Source organism: Fulvivirga sp. (assembly GCF_040218215.1).
In the GTDB taxonomy this organism is placed as follows: Bacteria; Bacteroidota; Bacteroidia; order Cytophagales; family Cyclobacteriaceae; genus Fulvivirga.
Genome location: NZ_JAVJQL010000018.1, coordinates 142,853 through 163,300, shown reverse-complemented (window position 1 = coordinate 163,300; position 20,448 = coordinate 142,853). Strand labels below are relative to the sequence as shown.

Here is a 20,448-nt window from a genome sequence, read left to right as displayed (position 1 = left end):
CTATGATTAGAAACATTCTAGTGTTCTCAAACTGTTGAATGTAAGTTAATTACAGAAATAACTCCGTACTATTACTTCAAGTAACTAAAATCGTGCCCATTTTGAAGTGCTAATAGAAACGAATAAATTAGTTTTATAACATTATCAACATCTGATTTGTGTACTGTTTCTACAGTGGTATGCATATATTTTAACGGAAGGCTAATTAATGCCGATGCCACACCCTTGTTTGAATAAGCAAAAGCGTCTGTATCTGTGCCAGTAGCCCTAGAAGCCGCTGCACGTTGGAATGGAATCTTATTTTTTTCCGCAACATCAATGATCATATCCAGCACATTATTATGCACTGCAGGGCCATAAGTTAAAACTGGTCCATTGCCTGCTTTTTGATATCCACTTTCAATTTTATTGTACATTGGCGATGTAGTTTCATGGCAAACATCAGTAACTAGTGCCAAATTGGGACAAATCGTCTCAGCAATCATCTGCGCCCCTCTTAATCCAACTTCTTCCTGAACAGCATTCACTACATACAGCCCAAAGTCAAGTTTATTCTTTTTCTCCTTGATAAGACGAGCTACCTCTGCTATCATGTAGCCACCAATTCTATTGTCTAAAGCCCTGCCAACAAGGAAATTTTTATTAAGGTCAATTAGCTCATCATCAAACGTCATGACACAGCCAACATGCACTCCTAATTTTTCAACTTCGTCTTTTGAGCTGCAGCCTATATCAACAAATATATTTTTAAGGGAAGGTTGCTCTTCGGTTTTATCTCGTCTGACATGGATTGCTGGCCAGCCAAACACGCCCTTAACAATTCCTTTCTTAGTATATATATTTACTCTTTTGGAAGGGGCAATTTGATGATCAGAGCCACCATTTCTTCTCACGTAGATATATCCTTCCTCTGTTATGTAATTTACAAACCAGGATATCTCATCAGCATGAGCCTCGATGACAACCTTGTATTCTGCTTCAGGGTTAATAACCCCGACAGCTGTGCCATAGGTATCTGTAAAATTCGTATCAACATAAGGCTTAACATAGTCAAGCCAAATCTGCTGGCCTGACTTTTCAAAACCCGTTGGTGATGAATTATTTAAATACTTATCTAAAAATGCTCTACTCTGTTTATCCATGTCTTTATACTGATCTTGTTATTCCCACATCAACTCTTAATATTTTGCCCTGTAATATATCCAGTACTCTCAGAAAGTAAAAAGCCACTATTCAAGCGGCTTCTTCTGATTTTTGTCTTACAATGGAATATTTCCATGTTTCTTTTTAGGCAAAGTAGCTACCTTATTCTCAAGCATCTTAAATGCTCTTATCAATTTAGCTCTTGTATCCTCAGGCATTATTACCTCATCAATATATCCTCTGTGTGCAGCACGGTAGGGGTTTGCAAACTTATCAGTGTATTCATCTACCTTTTCCTGAAGCTTTGCTTCTGAATCTTCTGCCTCCGAAATCTCCTTCTTAAAAATTATTTCAGAAGCACCTTTGGCGCCCATTACTGCAATTTCAGCGGTAGGCCAAGCATAATTCATATCTGCCCCTATATGTTTAGAGTTCATCACATCATATGCTCCTCCGTAAGCCTTTCTTGTAATTACAGTTATCCTTGGTACAGTGGCTTCGCTAAAAGCATAAAGTAACTTAGCACCATTTGTTATGATCGCATTCCATTCCTGATCTGTTCCTGGTAAAAATCCTGGAACATCTTCTAAAACCAGAAGCGGAATATTAAAGCAGTCACAGAATCTAACAAACCTTGCACCTTTTGTACTTGCATCTATATCAAGAACACCAGCCAAAGAGGCAGGTTGATTACCTACAATGCCAATACTTCTGCCTCCAATACGAGCAAATCCCACAACAATATTATCAGCAAAATTTTTATGGACCTCCATGAAAGTATCAGCATCAACGATGCCTTCTATAACCTCCCTCATGTCATAGGGCTGATTAGGGTTGTCTGGAATTATGTCATTTAAAGACTTAACCTTTTCTTCACCATTTAATTCATAATCTAAAACTGGCGCATCTTCCTCGCAATTTTGTGGCATGTAGCTCAACAATGCCTTTATGTTATTGATACACTCCACTTCGTTTGCGCATGAGAAATGCGTAACCCCACTCTTAGTACTGTGTGTACTAGCACCACCTAATTCTTCAGCAGTTACATTTTCTTGCGTTACAGTTTTAACCACATTAGGCCCTGTAACGAACATGTAAGAAGTATTTTCAACCATCAGAATAAAATCTGTAATGGCAGGAGAATAAACTGCTCCACCAGCGCATGGCCCCATAATAGCTGAAATTTGAGGTATAACGCCAGAAGCCAAAGTATTTCTATAAAAAATATCAGCATAGCCTCCAAGAGAAACTACTCCCTCTTGAATTCTGGCTCCTCCAGAATCATTTAACCCAATAAGTGGTGCACCATTCTGCATGGCAAGATCCATGATTTTTACAATCTTTTCGGCATGGGTTTCTGAAAGGGATCCTCCAAAAACAGTAAAGTCCTGTGAGAATACATAAACCAGTCTCCCATTTACAGTGCCATAACCTGTAACTACTCCATCCCCTAAATAATATTGCTTATCAAGACCAAAATCTTTACAGCGATGCATCACAAATTTTCCTATCTCCTCAAAAGAACCTTCATCTAATAAAAGATGAACTCTTTCCCTTGCGCTGAGCTTACCTTTCTTGTGCTGAGCTGCTATTCTATCAGCCCCACCTCCAAGCAGAGCTTCTTCATTTTTTTGTTCTAGTAACTTAAATTTTTCCTCTTTTGTTGGAAGGGTGTACACCCTTTTTGTTGGCTTATCCGGCATGTTTAAAAATGTTGCTAAAGTGTCAAAGATAAATAAAATAGAATGCATTTAGCTTGATACCAATTTTAAAAATCGAATTGGTATATTGCGCAAAATTTTAACCACAATGACCGAAAAATTAGCAATAATTGATTGTGGAACTAATACCTTCCATCTACTGATCGTTGAACTTATCAATGATCAAACCCGTATTCTTTTCAAAGAAAAAGTAGCTGTAAAAATTGGTGAGGGCGGAATTAATAACAAGATCATAATCCCTGCTGCTTTTGAAAGAGCCCTAAATGCGCTCGATTATTTTGCTGCTGAAATTAAAAATCAAAACGTCAAGTTTGTACATGCTTTTGCCACAAGCGCCTTTCGTAATGCTGCCAATGGCACTGAACTTCGTGACCAAATTAAAGAAAGAACTGATATCAGTATCGAAATAATTTCTGGAGAAACAGAGGCAGATTTAATATTTAAGGGAGTAGATGCTGCTGTTAATATTGGGGCTAGCCCTGCACTAGTTATGGATATTGGAGGTGGTAGCGTGGAATTCATTATTGGAAGCCATGATCATATCCTGTGGCGAAAAAGTTTTGAGATTGGAGCACAAAGGCTAGTGGATCTCTTTCATAAATCTGATCCTATTTTGAATTCAGAAGTATTAGATTTAAATACATATCTGGAGGATAAATTAGCTCCACTGTTTGACGCTTTGAATAAGTGGCAGCCTAAAGAGTTGATTGGGTCATCAGGCACTTTTGATACTCTTAGTGATATTTATTGCTTACAAGCCGGATTACAAAAAAGAGTTGAAGACAAAGAAACTCCACTAACATTAGATGCTGTTAGCAAAATCCATCACGATCTAATCATAAAAGATAGAGCATCAAGAATGCAAATCCCCGGTATGATAGAATTAAGGGTTGATATGATTGTGGTTGCATCAAGTTTGCTCAACTTTATACTAAATAAATATACGTTTGATAATATAAGAGTTTCAACGCATGCTTTAAAAGAAGGGGTGTTGGCAGAATTGTTAAAAGGTGAATTGAAATAATGGATCAGGTTTTTTCAGCAGAAAAGTTAAAAACATTTACTCAGTCAATATTCAAAAGCATTGGTTGCTCTGATGATGATGCCAAGTTAGCTGCACGTGTACTCCTGCAGGCGGATTTAAGAGGGATAGACTCCCACGGGGTGGCCAGGTTAATTGGCTATGTGAGACTTTGGGAAAATGACAGGGTAAACCCAACACCAAACATTAAAGTAGTACATGAAACTCCAAGTACGGCTGTTGTTGATGGAGATGCTGGTTTAGGCCTGGTTGTAGCACCAAAAGCAATGGAAATAGCCATGAAAAAGGCTAATGAAGTTGGTACAGGCTGGGTGAGCGTAAAAAATTCCAATCACTTCGGTATTGCTGGCTATCATGCCATGATGGGCCTGGAAAAAGACATGATTGGTATAGCAATGACCAATGCAAGCCCTTTAGTAGCACCTACTTTTGCTACAGAAAGAATGCTAGGCACAAATCCAATTGCCGTTTCAATACCAACAAAAAATCAACCTCCATTTGTAGCTGATCTTGCTACAACAACTGCTGCTAACGGTAAGCTAGAGATTCTACAGCGAAAAAATATGGATGCCCCTTTAGGCTGGGTTCAGAAAAAGGACGGAGCTTCATCAACCAATGCGAATGAAGTAAAAGAGGGAGGGGCATTGCTACCCTTAGGCGGTGATAGAGAACATGGCAGCCATAAAGGGTATGCTTTGGGCTCTATAGTAGATATATTTTCCGCAGTATTTTCAGGTGCAAATTATGGGCCGTGGGCTCCTCCTTTCGTGAGCTTTTTACCACTATCTGATAATCCTGTTGGTGAAGGTTTGGGTCATTTCCTTGGTGCCATGAGAATAGACGCCTGGAGGCCTGCAGATGAGTTTAAGAGCCACATGGACAACTGGATAAGCAGATTTAGGGAAACGAAAGCTGTTGAAGGCAAAAAGGTTTTAATACCTGGTGATCCGGAAAGAGAATTTGAAGCAGAAAGAAGTAAGAACGGAATTCCTCTTAATGAGAATGTTGTCAAAGACCTTCAGGAACTAGCACAAAAGTTCAGTTTGGATTTTTAAGAAACTAAGGTCTTTATCTTTTGATAAACTTAATTGATTTGTTATGAATCTATGAATAGAATATCTCAATTCAATCTTAGGAAAATTTGATAAGTATAAAACTTACACAACTAATAAACCGTGATCTTATTTTTGTTTGGCAGAATAAGTATATTTCAAGCTTTAAAATTATTTGAACTTTAAAAACTAAGTTTTAATCATGGCAGAAAACGTAAGCATATACATAAGCAAACAGTCAGATAATGATGGTTTGTACCTTTCGGACAGCGAAGGTCATCAGGGAGATAATACCATAACCACTGTAGTATCTCCCGGAGATATAGTGACTTGGAGTTTGGTTGCAAATGGAGGTGTATACCAAATTACAGCTATTACTGATGAGGTAAGCAACAACCTATTTGTTAGTAACCCTGCACCAACTGACCCTTCTAATCCTCAAAGCTCATGGACAGGAACAATAAAAAGCGATGCGAGCGGAAGTGAGTCTTATTCAATAAGCTACAGGTTAAGTGCTGGCGGAACAGTATATACGGATGATCCAAAACTAAAGGTAAACACGTAATCAGAATGCTCTTAAAAACTGCTACACATACTAAGGCCTATTTTACTATAGGCCTTTTGTGTTGTATAACTACGCTGTGTTTGTCTCAAGATCAACGGGTAGCAGATAGTTTAAAAAAAATCTACAATCATAATGAACTCAGTGATTCTAACAAGTTAGAAGTCTTAAGGAATATCTCCCTTAACGAAAGAAAGGCAGATACGAGTATATATTACTCCAATGAGTTAATCTCATTGGCATCTAAACTAAATAGTAAGTTATACTTACATAGAGGCTATCTCCAAAGAGGTCATGCACTACGCGAAAAAGGAAATCTCGACAAAGCAGCAGAATCATTTTTCAAAAGTGCTGAAATAGCTAATTCTATGTCTTATATATCCGGTGTAGGAGGTTCATACCTCGCTTTAGGTGATGTTTATTCAGTAGAAGGCGACCACATTAATTCAACCAACTACTACAATAAAGCTATTTCAATTTTAAGATCTGAAACAGACTCAATACCACTAGCTACTGCTTTATTGAATGCCGGTGATGAATATTTTAACGCAGACAAACTTGATTCTGCCATACTTCTATTTGAAGAATCAGGCAAGATATTTAAAGAACAAAACTATTTAATTGGAACTGCCTACAACTTAGGCAACGTAGGTATGGTTTATGCCAAACAAGACCAACCTGAAAAAGCTGAGAGTAATATGCAGCTTGCTATAGAAATACTTAGCGAATTAGGAGATTATTATCCAATTGCAGTTTATGATACCTACATCTCGGACATTTATTTAGAAAAAGGTGATTTTGATAGAGCTTTGCAATATGCGCAACATAGTTTAGATATTGCCACAGATCATGGGCTAAAAGAACAAATTCGTGATGCCAGTTTGAAGTTAGCGGAACTTTATGAGTATAAAGAAGAGTATCAAACTGCATTTGAATATCAAAAACAATATTTGGCATATCGCGATAGCATTAACAATGAAGAAACCGTTCGTAAAATGGCGGATCTAAGAACAGAATATGAGGTTTCGCAAAAACAAATAGAGATAGATCTGCTAGAAAGCAGGCAACGCATGCAAAATATCTTGTTTGCCTCTATGTCCACTATAATTATTTTGCTGGCGTTCCTTGCATTTATGTATTACCGTAACAACAAGCGCAAACAAATGCTTAACATGATTATTACTGAGCGCAAAGAAGAGGTGGAGGCTCAGCGAGATCAGCTAGAGGCCATGAATGAGACAAGAGAGAAATTCCTCTCAATTATTGCCCATGATCTATTGGGCCCGGTCAACTCTTTCAAAGGATTTTCTACTATTATGAAATTCTCCATCGATCAAAATGACACTGAAGATTTGAAACAAATTCATTCTCAATTTGAAAAATCGGTAGATGGACTATCTTCTCTTCTTACTAACCTGTTAGATTGGTCTGTTACACAACAAGGCACCATACCTTATAAGCCTGAGAAAGTAGAGTTGAAAACTTTGGTTGATGAACTTGTTAATCTTTTCAAGAATATGGCGGACACCAAAAATATTGAAATTAAATCAACAATTGATACCGATGTAGATATGTGGGTTGATGTAAACAGTGTTAAGACTATTCTACGGAATTTAGTAAGCAATGCAATCAAGTTTACGGTTGATGGAGGTTCAATTACCATCTCTGCGCAAACTGACGGCTCAATGGTAAGTGTAAAAGTTCAGGATACAGGAATAGGAATTCCTCAAGAAAAGTTGGAAACGCTTTTGGCTGAGAATAATTTTAATAGGAGTTGGGGTACCAAAGGCGAAAAAGGTCTTGGTCTTGGCTTGCAGCTTGTGAAAGAATTTACTGAAATCAATAAAGGTCAGTTGGCAATTGAAAGTGTTGAAGGAAAAGGCACTTCCATTTCAGTCACTTTGCCATTATTTAGATCTAAAAACCTACAGTAAAACCAACTCTATAGACTAATGGGCTTTTATATGGCGACCTCAATTCATCAAACATAACATTATATAAAACTGCTATATTAAACCCAGCGTTATCAGAAATAGACTGATAAAAACCGCCTCCCACAAATGCTCCGGGAACCCATTGTCGATTTTCAGTGCCATCATTCAAGAATTCAAGGCTTAAGCTTTCATATTCTGTCAATAAAAAGAATTGATGAGTTATATTATACCTACCAAACATGCGATAACCGTAAATATTGGTTTCAAAATCAGTATAGCTATCTTCATATTTATAATAAATGTAAGTTAATCCAATGCCTAAAGAAAATTCATTTGTTATCCGATAACCTATAATTGGGGACACTTCGGCAGTGGTTCTAAACGCATCCATTTGGAAGCCAATATTTCCTCCTGTATAAACTCTATTTATAAAATTGGCATCCCTAACATCCTCAGAGCCTTGGGAAAACGCTGCGACAGGAATAGCCAATAATAGAATTAATATTATTTTTTTCATTCTTCTTCAACCACAATAAACAAATCTTCAGTCTCCTTTTTCATCAGGTACTTCTCTCTCGCATATTTCTCTAGCAGTTCATCACTACTAAATAACTCATCCCGATCTTCCTTTACTTCAGAGATTTTCTCTAGATAGTATTCTTTTAGATCTTCTAAGTTCTTACGTTTCTGATTGAGTTTGTATTGTGTATAAAAGTCATTGGTGTCAATAAACAGCATCCAAATGACAAAAAAGAAACTGAACAAAAAATAAAAGTTCCGCGTGAATTTGGGCAGTTTCATAATTTCAGTTTAAAAAATATGTAGTGAATATAAGAAGAAAAACCAGATTGTTAAAATCTGGCTTTTCAATTTATGTTCTCTTAGGCCTTATTAGAAGGAAAAAAAGCAGTTTCTCCAAGCTCTTCTTCAATCCTTAACAATTGGTTATACTTAGCCATTCTATCAGAACGAGAGGCAGAACCAGTCTTTATTTGACCAGCATTAGTTGCCACTGCAATGTCAGCAATAGTTGCATCTTCAGTCTCTCCAGATCTGTGCGAAATGACAGCTGTAAATCCGGCCTTATGTGCCATTTCAATAGCATCTAAAGTTTCGGTCAACGTACCGATCTGATTTACTTTAATCAAAATTGAATTTGCACTTTTCTCTTCAATTCCCCTTTTTAAGAACTTAACGTTAGTCACAAACAAATCATCTCCTACCAACTGGCACTTATGTCCAATTTTAGCAGTAAGCATTTGCCAACCTTCCCAGTCGTTCTCATCACAACCATCCTCAATTGAATCAATTGGATATTTATCGACTAGTGACGCTAAATAGTCAACCTGCTCCTCTTTAGATCTTACAGCTCCGTTAGAACCTTCAAATTTTGCATAATTGTACTTACCGTCTTTGTAAAATTCAGAAGAAGCACAATCTAGAGCAATGGTAATATCTTTGCCAGGCTCATATCCAGCCTTTTTTATAGCATGAAGTACACTTTCAAGGGCTTCTTCAGTACCTCCGCCAAAGTTAGGTGCAAATCCACCTTCATCGCCAACAGCAGTACTCAATCCTTTTTCTTTAATAATAGCCTTAAGGTTATGGAATACTTCAGTCCCCATTCTTAGTGCTTCACTGAATGTAGGAGCACCTACAGGGCGAATCATAAATTCCTGAAAGGCAATAGGAGCATCAGAGTGCGATCCACCATTAATGATATTCATCATTGGTACAGGCAGTGTTGACGCATTAGTACCACCAATGTATCTGTATAAAGGCATTTCCAGCTCAGCGGCTGCAGCTTTAGCCACTGCCAGTGAAACACCCAAAATAGCGTTTGCACCAAACTTAGCTTTGTTAGGAGTACCATCAGCCTCAATCATGATTTTGTCGATCAATCTCTGATCAAAAACAGAAAAACCGATTAACTCATCTGCCAGCTCATTATTAACATTTTCAACCGCCTTTAATACACCCTTACCCATGTACTTAGACTTATCCTCATCTCTAAGTTCTACAGCTTCGTGCTCACCAGTAGATGCACCTGAAGGCACTGCAGCTCTTCCAAGCACACCGTTTTCAGTAATTACATCAACTTCAACTGTAGGATTACCTCTTGAATCAAGGATTTGTCTTGCGTATATACTCTCTATTAAGCTCATAATTTATTTTTTAGACTCTTTAATTAACTGAATAAAATCATCAAACAGATACCTGCTGTCGTGAGGTCCAGGAGATGATTCAGGGTGATATTGAACTGAAAAAGCCTTTTTGCCTTTCACTTTAATACCGGCTATAGTTTTATCATTTAAGTGTGTATGGGTAGCTTCTACTTTGTCTGACTTCTCAACATCCTCCGCAGAAACCACAAAACCATGGTTTTGAGAGGTTATCTCACTCAATCCTGTTTGTAGATTCAATATCGGATGATTTAAACCTCTATGCCCATGGTGCATTTTATATGTACCTACACCACATGCCCTAGCTATAATCTGATGCCCAAGGCAAATTCCAAATATTGGTTTATCCTCAGCTAGCATCTTAGAAACTGTATCCACAGCATAATCCATTACTGCTGGGTCTCCAGGGCCATTGGATATAAAATAGCCATCTGGATTAAATGACTTCAAATCTTCAAATGATGATTTAGCTGGAAATATTTCACAATAAACACCCCGCAAAGCCAGGTTTTTCAAAATGCTATTCTTAATACCCAAGTCAAGTACCGCAACTTTAAATTCAGCATTTGGTTCCCCAAAGTATTTTCTTTCCTTGGTACAGACAACTGAAGAAAGTTCCAAACCATCCATTGATGGCACGTCTTTGAGTTTTTCTTTCAATTCATCTACAGATAGTTCAGATGAAATAATGGCATTCATGGCTCCTTTACTTCTGAGATGCCTCACCAACATTCTGGTATCAACATCAGCTATCCCTACCACATTATGCTTTTCGAAGTATTGTTGTAACGACTCGTCTGCTGTATACCTGCTATGAACCTTCGAGTAATCATTAACCACTAACCCGCTGATTTTAGGTGTATCTGATTCTTGCTCGGCATCCACTACACCATAGTTACCTATATGAGGAGTAGTGTTTACAATTATCTGTCCGAAATAAGAGGGATCGGTATAGATTTCCTGATATCCTGTCATGCCAGTGTTGAAACAAATTTCACCACCAGATGTGCCTAACTTTCCGATAGCTGTACCTTCTAGTACTAAGCCATCCTCTAATAATAGATGTGCCTTTTGCTTTAAGCTTAACTTCATTAATTTTAGTTTGATGCAAAAATAAAAAAAGGGATTAGATATAAATCCAATCCCTTTTATTTTTTAAGATATCTCAAAATTACTTTTCTGTATCTTCTCCCTTATCTTCGTTTTTAGCCTTTGGCTCTTCCACTTTCTCTACTTCAGTTGACTCTTCAGCTTTAGCTTCCACTTCCTCTACAACTTCAGCCTCTTCTACAGTGGCCTCAGCTTTAGGTTCAGCTTTTTTTGTCTCTTTCTTTTCAGCAGCAGGAGCAGCTTCAGCACCAGCTGACTTACCACCTCTTCTACTTCTTCTAGTCTTAGACTTCTTAGCATCTGATTCACCAAGCATTAGTTCATTGTAATCAACCAACTCGATGATACACATGTCTGCGTTATCTCCCAATCTATTGCCAGTTTTTAATATTCTTGTATATCCTCCTGGTCTGTCAGCAATTTTAGTTGCAACCTCGTCAAACAGAATTTTAACTGAATCCTTATCATTAAGATAAGAGAATGCTACCCTTCTAGAGTGAGTTGTATCTTCTTTTGCCTTTGTAAGAATGGGCTCCACAAATTTTCTAAGTTCTTTAGCCTTAGCAACAGTTGTAGTAATTCTTTTTTCAGTGATCAATGAAGACGCCATGTTAGAAAGCATTGCACTTCTGTGTGATGCTGTTCTACCTAAGTGATTATTTTTTTTACCGTGTCTCATTTCAATTATTCTTCATCAAGTTTGTACTTAGATAAGTCCATACCGAAAGTAAGATTCTTGTCTTGTACAAGCTGTTCTAACTCAGCTAAAGACTTCTTACCAAAGTTTCTGAACTTCATCATATCAGAGATCTCTAGTCTTACTAAGTCACCTAAAGTTTTAACGTCAGCCGCCTTTAAGCAATTGTAAGCTCTAACAGAAAGATCAAGATCGTTAAGCTGTGTTTTCAACAACTTACGCATGTGTAGCATTTCCTCGTCTACCTGCTCAATTTCACCAGCTCTTTCAGTTTCTAACTCAATAGACTTGTCAGAGAACAACATGAAATGCTGAATCAAAATATGAGCTGCACCTTCCAAAGCTTTTTCTGGGTGAATAGAACCGTCAGTTTCGATATCAATTACTAATTGCTCGTAATCCGTTTTTTGTTCAACCCTAGTATTTTCAACGCTGTATTTAACATTCTTTATCGGAGTGAAAATAGCATCAATTGGAATATAACCAAACACTTGCTCAGTAGGCTTGCTTTCTTCTGCAGGAAGATATCCTCTACCTTTGTCTATGTTCAATTCGATTTCAAAGTCAACCGACTCATCAAGGTTACAGATAACCAAGTCAGGGTTCAAAACTTCGAACGCAGAAGTAAACTTAGCTATATCGCCAGCCTTAAATTCTTTCTGATTCTTGAAAGAAACTGTTACCTTGTTGTCAAATGATTCTCCGATTTTCTTAAATCTTACCATTTTAAGATTTAGAATGATTTCAGAAACATCTTCAACAACACCTTCAATTGTAGAAAACTCATGAAGAACACCAGGCACTTTTATGCCTGTTATTGCATATCCCTCTAAAGAAGATAGCAAAATTCTTCTGAGTGCATTACCGATAGTAACACCGTATCCTTTTTCTAAAGGTTTGAAAGTAAATAAACCGTGAAAGTCATCGGCTTTCTCCATCGCGACTTTATCCGGCATTTGAAATGCTAAAATTGACATAGTTGTTATTAGCTTTAATGTTATAGTCCCGGCCAAAGCCGGGACTAATAAATATTTTATAGATTACTTAGAGTAAAGTTCAACAATCAGCTGCTCGTTGATGTTCTCAGGAATCTCATCTCTCTGAGGAACTGCCACCAACTTACCTGAAAATTCAGAACCATCCCACTCTAACCAAGGGAATCTTTTAGCTCCATTTGTTGCCAAACTATCAGTAATAGCCTCAAGGGATTTAGATCTCTCTCTAACAGCTATAACATCTCCGATTTTCAACGCATATGAAGGAATGTTAGCCACTTCTCCATTTACAGTGATATGTTTATGCAAAACAAGCTGACGAGCCGCTCTTCTTGTAGGAGCAATTCCCAATCTGAATACTGTATTATCTAATCTGCCCTCTAACAACTGGAGTAAAATCTCACCAGTAATACCAGACCTTCTAGATGCTTTATCGAAAAGATTAGCAAACTGCTTTTCCAATACACCATAAGTGTACTTAGCCTTTTGCTTCTCCATTAACTGGATAGCATATTCAGACTGCTTTCTTCTTCTGCTTCTACCATGTTGGCCAGGAGGATAGCTCTTTTTTTGAACCGCCTTACTTGGACCAAATATTGGCTCATTAAATCTTCTAGCAATTTTCGCTTTCGGACCTCTGTATCTTGCCATTTCTTAAATATTTCTTTAAATAAATTATACTCTACGTCTTTTTGGAGGTCTGCAACCATTGTGTGGCAACGGAGTCACATCTTTGATAGTAGTAACTTCAATACCGGTATTTTGAATGGTTCGGATCGCAGACTCACGACCAGCACCAGGCCCTTTAACAAAAACCTCAACCTTTCTCAATCCAAGGTCAAATGCCTTCTGAGAACAGTCCTGCGCTGCCATTTGAGCAGCATAAGGAGTATTTTTCTTAGAGCCTTTAAAGCCCATTTTACCTGCTGATGCCCAAGATATTACCTGACCCGTGGTATTAGTCATTGAAATGATAATATTATTGAACGAAGCCTTAATATGCGCCTGTCCAATAGCTTCAACAGCTACTACACGCTTTTTTGCTTTATCTTTTCTTTTCTGTGCCATTTCTGCTTACACTATTTATTATTTAGTAGCTTTCTTCTTGTTAGCTACCGTCTTTCTCTTTCCTTTTCTGGTTCTTGCATTGTTCTTAGTTTTCTGACCACGTACAGGTAACCCTTTACGATGTCTCAAACCTCTGTAACAACCAATGTCCATAAGTCTCTTAATACTAAGCTGAACTTCTGACTTAAGTACACCCTCTACCTTATGATTCTCAGTAATGATAGTTCTGATAGCATTAGACTCTTCATCAGTCCAGTCTTGAGCCTTTTTATTAGGATCAATACCAGCCTTAGCCAAAATGCTTTGTGCTGTACTTTTTCCTATACCAAAAATATAGGTTAGGGCGATTTCGCCTCTTTTGTTATCTGGAATATCTACTCCTGCAATACGTGCCATAGTTTAGCCTTGTCTTTGTTTAAACCTTGGATTCTTTTTGTTGATAACGTAGACCTTTCCATTTCTTCTGATTATTTTACAATCAGCGCTACGCTTCTTTACTGACGCTTTAACTTTCATGTCCTTTATTTATATCGATAAACAATCCGTCCCTTTGATAAATCATAAGGTGACATTTCTAATTTAACCTTGTCACCTGGTAAAATCTTAATATAATTCATTCTCATTTTCCCAGAAATGTGAGCAATTACCTCGTGTCCGTTTTCAAGCTCCACTCTAAACATGGCGTTTGAAAGCGCTTCGGTTATTGTGCCATCCTGTTCAATTGACTGCTGTTTAGCCATATTAAAATTTAAAATTCTCTTCTATATACTTATGAGTCGTTAAGACTTCTGTTCCTTCTTTAAATATTGCCACCGTATGCTCAAAATGAGCTGATGGCCTTCTATCTGCTGTGCGTATCGTCCATCCGTCTGCTTCCTGCACCACATTTCTAGTGCCTAGATTAACCATTGGCTCTATTGCTATTACCAACCCATCATTTAGTTTAGGACCTTTTCCTGATTTCCCATAATTGGGTACTTCAGGTGCTTCATGCAAATCTGTTCCGATTCCATGCCCCACTAGCTCCCTAACTACACTATAACCGTATTGTTCCACATGACTTTGAATAGCATTTGCTAAGTCACCAATCCGATTACCGTAAACAGCCTTTTCAATACCTTTGTATAGCGACTCTTTTGTCACTTTTAATAAACTCATAACCTCTTCATCAACTTTACCTACAGGGTAGGTGTAAGCTGAATCGCTGTGATAGTTTTTATATAATACACCACAATCGACAGAAATTATATCACCTTCTTTTAGTTCATAATCACTAGGAAATCCATGAACTACATTTTCATTAAGTGATATACACAACGAAGCTGGAAATCCATTAAAGTTTTTAAAAGATGGGATTCCCCCATTGTCTCTTATAAACTCTTCTGCTATTCTGTCTAACTCCTGAGTCTTTACTCCAGGTTTTACACGCTTAGCAACTTCGCCATGAGCCTTTCCCAGTATCTGAGCGCTCTCTTTTATTAACTCTACTTGTTCTCTAGACTTATAATGAATCATTACTAATCTAGGCAGCAGCAGTTTGAGAACGTCCTTTTACTTTTCCGGACTTCATCATTCCTTCATAATGTCTCATCAACAAATAACTTTCTATCTGTTGCAAAGTATCTAAAATAACACCTACCATAATGATCAAAGATGTACCTCCAAAAAACTGCGCAAAACTTTGGCTGACACCCGCTTGAACAGCAAAGGCAGGAAGTATTGCAACAATCGCAAGGAAAATTGATCCAGGTAATGTAATCTTTGTTAAAATCTGATCTATAAATTCGGAGGTTTGCTTTCCTGGCTTAATACCCGGAATGAAACCACCATTTCTTTTTAAGTTATCAGCAATATCATTTGGATTAACTGTGATGGCAGTATAGAAAAAAGTAAATATTAAAATCAACAATCCAAAAGTTAAATTATACTGCCAGCTATAAGGGTCTGAGAAGGTACTCCCTATGTAAGCTCCTATGTCACTGTCTCTCCAAAGACCTGCAACCATTGAAGGAATGAACATTAATGCCTGAGCGAAAATGATAGGCATTACACCCGAAGCATTTACTTTCAAAGGAATATAATCTCTTTTACCACCGTACAATTTATTGCCAATTACCTGCTTGGCGTATTGAATAGGAATTCTTCTAGCAGCTTGTGTTAACATTACAGTCGCCATTACCACGAAGAATAAGGCAACAATTTCTAAAACAAACATCAAAGCTCCACTCATTCCCCTAGAAACTGCCTCACCCACAATGGAGCCAGGAAATCTAGAAATTATACCAATCATAATAAGCATCGAAATACCGTTACCTATACCTTTGTCAGTAATTCTTTCACCAAGCCACATACAGAACATGGTACCTGAAACAAGTATAATCATTGAAGCCACCTGAAAGAATGCCGGTGAATACAAGATTGCCTCTGGTGGTATTGTAACCGCCAAATAACTACCACCTTGTGCTGCAGTTATAGCAATTGTCAATACTCTAGTAATTTGAGTAAGTCTTTTTCTACCAGACTCACCTTCCTTTTGCAATTTCTGAAAGTAAGGCACTGCCACAGTCAGCAATTGTATCACAATTGATGCTGATATATAAGGCATAATACCTAAGGCAAATATTGAAGCTCTACTAAAAGATCCTCCTAAAAATGTATTAAGCAGATCAAAGATTCCACCAGATGCTCCTCCACCCAATGCTTCTGGATCAACACCTGGAAGCACGATGAATGAACCTAATCTGAAAACCATCAGAAAACCAATAGTGTTCAGGATTCTGATTCTTAAATCCTCAATCGAAAAAATATTCTTTATAGTAGTAAAAAACTTCTTCATAATTACAGCTGAATCGCTTTACCCCCTGCTGCTTCTATAGCCTTGGATGCGCTAGCAGAAAAAGCATGAGCTGTTACCTCTACTTTTGATTTAAACTCTCCGTTACCTAATATTTTGACGATATCATTTTTACCAGCCAAACCATTATCAACTAAAAGCTGCATATCAACAGCCTTAGCTTTAGTTTTAGCAATTAATACCTCCAAAGCATCAAGGTTGATAGCTTTATATTCTATTCTATTGGGGCTTGTGAAACCAAACTTAGGCACACGTCTTTGAAGTGGCATTTGGCCTCCTTCAAAACCCTTCTTAGTTTTATATCCAGATCTAGATTTAGCCCCTTTGTGTCCTCTGGTAGAAGTACCACCTTTACCAGAACCCTGTCCGCGACCTATTCTTTTCTTTGATTTTACCGAGCCTTCTGCAGGCTTTAATGTATTCAGTTTCATAATTATATCTCAGTTACGGATACCAAATGGCTCACCTTTTTTACCATACCATCGATTTGAGGAGTTAGCTCTACCTCAACTGATCTATTGATTTTACCTAAACCCAAAGCTTTGATTGTAAGCTTTTGTCTCTCTGGTCTACCAATAACGCTTCTTACTTGTGAAATTCTAACTTTTGACATAATCTTATCCGTTAAAAACTTTAGACATAGTCACTCCTCTGTCCTTAGCAACAGTGTAAGGATCTCTCATATTAGTTAAAGCATCAAAAGTTGCCTTTACCACGTTGTGAGGATTTGATGACCCTTTAGACTTAGCTAGTACATTGTGAACACCAGCACTCTCTAAAACAGCACGCATAGCACCGCCTGCAATTACTCCAGTACCTGGAGAAGCTGGCTTAAGAAGTACGAAACCTCCGCTATATTTACCTAATGCTTCATGAGGCACAGTTCCTTTAATAACTGGAACTTTAACAAGGTTCTTTTTGGCATCATCTATACCTTTAGTGATAGCATCTGTCACCTCATTGGCTTTACCAAGTCCGTAACCTACTACACCATTTCCATCTCCTACAACCACGATAGCAGAAAAGCTAAATCTTCTACCACCTTTAACAACCTTAGCTACCCTTTTAATGGCTACAACCTTTTCTTTAAGGTCTATTTCGCTAGCTTTTACTGATCTTATATTACTTTGAGACATAATGCTTTAAAATTTTAGACCTCCCTCTCTGGCTCCTTCAGCCAAAGCCTTCACTTTGCCGTGATATAAGTAACCATTTCTATCAAATACAACTTGAGAAATACCAGCAGCAGAGGCCTTTTCAGCAATCTTCTTACCTACTTCCTTACAAGTACCGATATTCAATTTAGCGCCTTCTTCCATAGATGACGCTGCAGTCAGTGTATGACCATTGCTATCATCAATAATTTGAGCGTATATTCCTTTATTACTCTTAAATATAGAGAGTCTTGGTTTCTCCTGAGTACCTGCAATTTTATTACGGATACCTCTCTTAATTCGGAGCCTTCTATTTATTTTATCAAATGCCATGTTCTTAATTATTTAGAAGCAGTTTTACCAGCTTTACGTCTAACAAACTGACCAACGAATCTAATACCTTTACCTTTGTAAGGCTCAACTTCTCTCAACGACTTAATTTTGGCGGCAATTTGTCCAATTAACTGCTTATCATAACCTTCAAGCGTTATAATTGGATTTTTACCTTTTTCAGTCTCAGCAGTAACTTTGATTTCCTTTGGAACTGATAACCAAATGTTGTGTGAGTATCCTAAACTTAACTCCAACACATTATTCTGTGCAGAGGCCTTGTAACCAACACCCACTAACTCTAGCTGTTTCTTGTAACCGGTACTTACACCTTCAACCATGTTTGAAATCAAAGACCTATAAAGACCATGAAGGGCCTTATGTCTTTTTTGTTCAGTTGGTCTCTCTACGGTAAGCGTGCCTTCATTTTCAACCAATTTGAAAGCTGGGTCCATATTCTGTACGAGTTCTCCTTTAGGTCCTTTCACTACAATTTGACCAGCTTTCTGATCAAATGTATAGGTAACACCTGCGGCAATCTCTATTGGTTTTCTCCCTATTCTTGACATTGATGTCTATTATTTAATATACGTAACACAAAACTTCACCACCTACCTGCATATCCCGGGCTTCTTTATCAGTAACCACTCCTTTTGAGGTAGACAAAATGGCAACACCTAAACCATTTAATACCCTTGGAAGAGCATCAGACTTAGCGTATTTCCTTAAACCTGGCTTACTAATTCTTTCCAAATTAAAAATGGCCGGTTTGTTATCATCAGCACTATATTTCAAGGCTATTTTGATATTTCCCTGATTGTTTGAAGTCTCTTCAAACTTGTAGTTCAGGATATAACCCTTATCATGAAGAACTTTCGTAAGCTCCTTTTTGATATTTGAGGCAGGGATATCAACAACCTTATGCTTGGCTTTGATAGCATTCCTCAATCGGGTCAAATAATCTGCTATTGGATCTGTCATTTTCTTTATTTTTCTACAGTATTTCTGCTACCCGTTGAAACGGCCTGCAAAGATACAAACTATTTTTTTGAATAAAAATAAAAGAAGTAATATTTACCAGCTTGCTTTAGTAACACCAGGTATCTTACCATCAGAGGCCATTTCTCTGAAAGTTACCCTTGAAATACCAAATTTTCTCATGTAACCTTTAGGTCTTCCGGTAAGCTTGCATCTGTTGTGTAATCTAACAGGCGAAGCGTTTCTTGGAAGCTTATCAAGTCCTTGGTAATCACCAGCTTCTTTTAGGGCTTGTCTTTTAGCAGCATACTTGGCTACCATTTTCTCCCTTTTTAATTCTCTTGCTTTAACAGCTGTTCTTGCCATAATATTTAGTTTTTGCTTGTGAATGGCATACCAAATGCCTTCAACAATTCGTAACTCTCTTCGTCAGTATTGGCAGTGGTCACAAATGTGATGTCCATACCATTGATTTTATTCACTTTATCTATGCTGATTTCAGGGAAAATGATCTGCTCCTTAACACCTAAAGTGTAGTTTCCTCTTCCGTCAAAACCTTTGTCACTGATACCTCTAAAATCCCTTACCCTTGGAAGTGCAATTGCCATAAGTCTATCCATAAACTCATACATTTTATCACCTCTCAAAGTAACTTTAGCACCAATTGGCATTTCTTCTCTCAACTTAAAGTTAGAGATAGATTTTTTAGACATTGTAGCTACCGCTTTTTGTCCAGTGATTGAAGTTAATTCTTCAACACCTACATCTACCAATTTTTTATCCGCTACTGCTGCACCAATACCCTTGTTAAGGCAAATTTTAGTCACCTTAGGTACTTGCATTACCGAGCTGTACTGAAATTTTTCCTTTAACGCAGGAACGATTTCACTCTGATATTTTTCTTTTAATCTAGGACTAGCCATTTTTAACAATTTCTCCGGTTTTCTTAGAATATCTTTGAAGCTTACCATTCTCATCCAGTTTTCTACCAGTACGAGTTGGCTCACCTTTAGCAGGATCGACTAACATCAAATTGCTAATGTGTATTGCAGCTTCACTCTTGTTGATGCCGCCTTCTGGATTAGTTGCTGATGGTTTAACGTGTTTTGTAACAACATTAACACCTTCAACCACTGCTCTATCTTTTGCAGGAATAACCTCAAGTACTACTCCTGTTTTACCTTTAGAGTTACCAGCGATAACTTTTACAGTATCACCTTTTCTAACGTGTAATTTTTTCATTTTCTTCTCCATGATTATAGTACTTCTGGGGCCAATGAAACAATCTTCATGAACTGCTTCTCGCGTAATTCTCTTGCTACTGGTCCGAAAATACGAGTACCTCTTGGCTCATCATTAGCAGTTAATAACACTGCTGCATTATCTTCAAACCTTATGTAAGATCCATCTTTTCTTCTTACTTCCTTAGTAGTTCTAACTACTACAGCTCTTGAAACTGTACCTTTTTTAAGGTTACTTGAAGAAAGGGCTGACTTTACTGATACAACGATCTTGTCACCCACTGAAGCATACTTTTTTCCAGTTCCGCCTAAAACACGGATACAAAGAACTTCCTTTGCTCCACTGTTATCTGCTACGTTTAATCTTGACTCTTGCTGTATCAT

Annotated in this window: 29 protein-coding genes; 4 read left to right on the top strand and 25 right to left on the bottom strand. The window is 37.6% G+C overall.

Features of this window, described 5'->3' with window-relative positions; all coding sequences use genetic code 11:
• Nucleotides 1-71: 71 nt before the first annotated feature.
• Nucleotides 72-1,142 (bottom strand): M42 family metallopeptidase, encoded by a 1,071-nt coding sequence (locus RIB54_RS14375; RefSeq protein ID WP_350101536.1) that lies wholly within the window; start codon nucleotides 1,140-1,142, stop codon nucleotides 72-74.
• Between the two features lie 117 nt (nucleotides 1,143-1,259).
• Nucleotides 1,260-2,846 carry an acyl-CoA carboxylase subunit beta gene (locus RIB54_RS14370; protein ID WP_350068493.1) on the bottom strand — a complete coding sequence of 529 codons (1,587 nt, stop codon included), beginning with the start codon at nucleotides 2,844-2,846 and terminating at the stop codon, nucleotides 1,260-1,262.
• Between the two features lie 106 nt (nucleotides 2,847-2,952).
• Here RIB54_RS14370 and RIB54_RS14365 point away from each other — a divergent pair, with 106 nt between their 5' ends.
• The 4 genes from RIB54_RS14365 (at nucleotide 2,953) to RIB54_RS14350 (ending at nucleotide 7,454) form a co-directional block, all read left to right on the top strand.
• Entirely contained in the window at nucleotides 2,953-3,888 is a 936-nt protein-coding gene (locus RIB54_RS14365; protein ID WP_350101535.1) for a Ppx/GppA phosphatase family protein, read from the top strand.
• Nucleotides 3,888-4,961: an Ldh family oxidoreductase gene (locus RIB54_RS14360; protein WP_350101534.1), complete on the top strand. Its 1,074-nt coding sequence runs from the start codon at nucleotides 3,888-3,890 to the stop codon at nucleotides 4,959-4,961. The genes RIB54_RS14365 and RIB54_RS14360 overlap by 1 nt, the downstream gene beginning before the upstream one ends.
• 199 nt (nucleotides 4,962-5,160) lie before the next feature.
• The gene (locus tag RIB54_RS14355) at nucleotides 5,161-5,523 is read left to right on the top strand and encodes a DUF8788 domain-containing protein (RefSeq protein ID WP_350101533.1); all 363 of its coding nucleotides are present in this window, start codon (nucleotides 5,161-5,163) and stop codon (nucleotides 5,521-5,523) included.
• 5 nt (nucleotides 5,524-5,528) lie between these two features.
• A complete protein-coding gene (locus RIB54_RS14350; RefSeq protein ID WP_350101532.1) occupies nucleotides 5,529-7,454 on the top strand; it encodes a tetratricopeptide repeat-containing sensor histidine kinase in 1,926 nt (641 codons plus the stop codon).
• Here the strand turns inward: RIB54_RS14350 and RIB54_RS14345 are convergent.
• From RIB54_RS14345 to rplN, 23 genes are all read right to left on the bottom strand, one after another.
• Nucleotides 7,438-7,971 (bottom strand): hypothetical protein, encoded by a 534-nt coding sequence (locus tag RIB54_RS14345; RefSeq protein ID WP_350101531.1) that lies wholly within the window; start codon nucleotides 7,969-7,971, stop codon nucleotides 7,438-7,440. The two genes, RIB54_RS14350 and RIB54_RS14345, sit on opposite strands and share 17 nt — an antisense overlap.
• On the bottom strand, nucleotides 7,968-8,255 hold the full coding sequence (locus RIB54_RS14340; RefSeq protein WP_155187523.1) for a septum formation initiator family protein: 288 nt from the start codon (nucleotides 8,253-8,255) through the stop codon (nucleotides 7,968-7,970). Before RIB54_RS14340 ends, RIB54_RS14345 begins: the two co-directional genes overlap by 4 nt.
• Nucleotides 8,256-8,335: 80 nt before the next feature.
• Nucleotides 8,336-9,619: a phosphopyruvate hydratase gene (gene eno / locus RIB54_RS14335; protein ID WP_350101530.1), complete on the bottom strand. Its 1,284-nt coding sequence runs from the start codon at nucleotides 9,617-9,619 to the stop codon at nucleotides 8,336-8,338.
• Between the two features lie 3 nt (nucleotides 9,620-9,622).
• On the bottom strand, nucleotides 9,623-10,729 hold the full coding sequence (gene carA / locus RIB54_RS14330; protein WP_350101528.1) for a glutamine-hydrolyzing carbamoyl-phosphate synthase small subunit: 1,107 nt from the start codon (nucleotides 10,727-10,729) through the stop codon (nucleotides 9,623-9,625).
• A gap of 79 nt (nucleotides 10,730-10,808) precedes the next feature.
• On the bottom strand, nucleotides 10,809-11,426 hold the full coding sequence (rplQ, locus tag RIB54_RS14325; protein WP_350101527.1) for a 50S ribosomal protein L17: 618 nt from the start codon (nucleotides 11,424-11,426) through the stop codon (nucleotides 10,809-10,811).
• Nucleotides 11,427-11,431: 5 nt separating this feature from the next.
• Nucleotides 11,432-12,421 (bottom strand): DNA-directed RNA polymerase subunit alpha, encoded by a 990-nt coding sequence (locus tag RIB54_RS14320; RefSeq protein WP_350068437.1) that lies wholly within the window; start codon nucleotides 12,419-12,421, stop codon nucleotides 11,432-11,434.
• Nucleotides 12,422-12,484: 63 nt separating this feature from the next.
• A complete protein-coding gene (gene rpsD, locus RIB54_RS14315) occupies nucleotides 12,485-13,090 on the bottom strand; it encodes a 30S ribosomal protein S4 (protein ID WP_350068439.1) in 606 nt (201 codons plus the stop codon).
• Nucleotides 13,091-13,114: 24 nt separating this feature from the next.
• Nucleotides 13,115-13,507 carry a 30S ribosomal protein S11 gene (gene rpsK, locus RIB54_RS14310; RefSeq protein ID WP_155187541.1) on the bottom strand — a complete coding sequence of 131 codons (393 nt, stop codon included), beginning with the start codon at nucleotides 13,505-13,507 and terminating at the stop codon, nucleotides 13,115-13,117.
• 18 nt (nucleotides 13,508-13,525) lie between these two features.
• Nucleotides 13,526-13,903, bottom strand: a complete 378-nt coding sequence (gene rpsM / locus RIB54_RS14305) for a 30S ribosomal protein S13 (protein ID WP_350068442.1) — start codon at nucleotides 13,901-13,903, stop codon at nucleotides 13,526-13,528.
• A 3-nt stretch (nucleotides 13,904-13,906) separates the two neighbouring features.
• Nucleotides 13,907-14,023 carry a type B 50S ribosomal protein L36 gene (gene ykgO, locus RIB54_RS14300; protein ID WP_155187547.1) on the bottom strand — a complete coding sequence of 39 codons (117 nt, stop codon included), beginning with the start codon at nucleotides 14,021-14,023 and terminating at the stop codon, nucleotides 13,907-13,909.
• Between the two features lie 5 nt (nucleotides 14,024-14,028).
• A complete protein-coding gene (gene infA, locus RIB54_RS14295; RefSeq protein WP_155187550.1) occupies nucleotides 14,029-14,247 on the bottom strand; it encodes a translation initiation factor IF-1 in 219 nt (72 codons plus the stop codon).
• Between the two features lies 1 nt (nucleotide 14,248).
• Entirely contained in the window at nucleotides 14,249-15,022 is a 774-nt protein-coding gene (gene map, locus RIB54_RS14290; RefSeq protein ID WP_350068444.1) for a type I methionyl aminopeptidase, read from the bottom strand.
• Between the two features lie 7 nt (nucleotides 15,023-15,029).
• Nucleotides 15,030-16,343 carry a preprotein translocase subunit SecY gene (gene secY / locus RIB54_RS14285; protein ID WP_350068446.1) on the bottom strand — a complete coding sequence of 438 codons (1,314 nt, stop codon included), beginning with the start codon at nucleotides 16,341-16,343 and terminating at the stop codon, nucleotides 15,030-15,032.
• A 2-nt stretch (nucleotides 16,344-16,345) separates the two neighbouring features.
• A complete protein-coding gene (rplO, locus tag RIB54_RS14280; protein WP_350068448.1) occupies nucleotides 16,346-16,792 on the bottom strand; it encodes a 50S ribosomal protein L15 in 447 nt (148 codons plus the stop codon).
• Nucleotides 16,793-16,794: 2 nt separating this feature from the next.
• A complete protein-coding gene (gene rpmD / locus RIB54_RS14275) occupies nucleotides 16,795-16,974 on the bottom strand; it encodes a 50S ribosomal protein L30 (protein WP_155187563.1) in 180 nt (59 codons plus the stop codon).
• A 4-nt stretch (nucleotides 16,975-16,978) separates the two neighbouring features.
• A complete protein-coding gene (gene rpsE / locus RIB54_RS14270) occupies nucleotides 16,979-17,497 on the bottom strand; it encodes a 30S ribosomal protein S5 (protein ID WP_155187566.1) in 519 nt (172 codons plus the stop codon).
• Nucleotides 17,498-17,503: 6 nt separating this feature from the next.
• Nucleotides 17,504-17,848, bottom strand: coding sequence for a 50S ribosomal protein L18 (gene rplR, locus RIB54_RS14265; protein ID WP_350068451.1), 345 nt, complete (start codon nucleotides 17,846-17,848; stop codon nucleotides 17,504-17,506).
• Nucleotides 17,849-17,856: 8 nt separating this feature from the next.
• On the bottom strand, nucleotides 17,857-18,414 hold the full coding sequence (gene rplF / locus RIB54_RS14260; RefSeq protein ID WP_350068453.1) for a 50S ribosomal protein L6: 558 nt from the start codon (nucleotides 18,412-18,414) through the stop codon (nucleotides 17,857-17,859).
• 13 nt (nucleotides 18,415-18,427) lie between these two features.
• Entirely contained in the window at nucleotides 18,428-18,826 is a 399-nt protein-coding gene (rpsH, locus tag RIB54_RS14255) for a 30S ribosomal protein S8 (RefSeq protein WP_350068455.1), read from the bottom strand.
• Nucleotides 18,827-18,919: 93 nt separating this feature from the next.
• Nucleotides 18,920-19,189: a 30S ribosomal protein S14 gene (gene rpsN / locus RIB54_RS14250; protein WP_350068456.1), complete on the bottom strand. Its 270-nt coding sequence runs from the start codon at nucleotides 19,187-19,189 to the stop codon at nucleotides 18,920-18,922.
• Between the two features lie 5 nt (nucleotides 19,190-19,194).
• Nucleotides 19,195-19,746: a 50S ribosomal protein L5 gene (gene rplE / locus RIB54_RS14245; RefSeq protein ID WP_350068459.1), complete on the bottom strand. Its 552-nt coding sequence runs from the start codon at nucleotides 19,744-19,746 to the stop codon at nucleotides 19,195-19,197.
• Nucleotides 19,739-20,077, bottom strand: a complete 339-nt coding sequence (gene rplX / locus RIB54_RS14240) for a 50S ribosomal protein L24 (protein WP_155187580.1) — start codon at nucleotides 20,075-20,077, stop codon at nucleotides 19,739-19,741. The genes rplE and rplX overlap by 8 nt, the downstream gene beginning before the upstream one ends.
• Nucleotides 20,078-20,079: 2 nt before the next feature.
• Nucleotides 20,080-20,448: a 50S ribosomal protein L14 gene (gene rplN, locus RIB54_RS14235; protein ID WP_350068461.1), complete on the bottom strand. Its 369-nt coding sequence runs from the start codon at nucleotides 20,446-20,448 to the stop codon at nucleotides 20,080-20,082.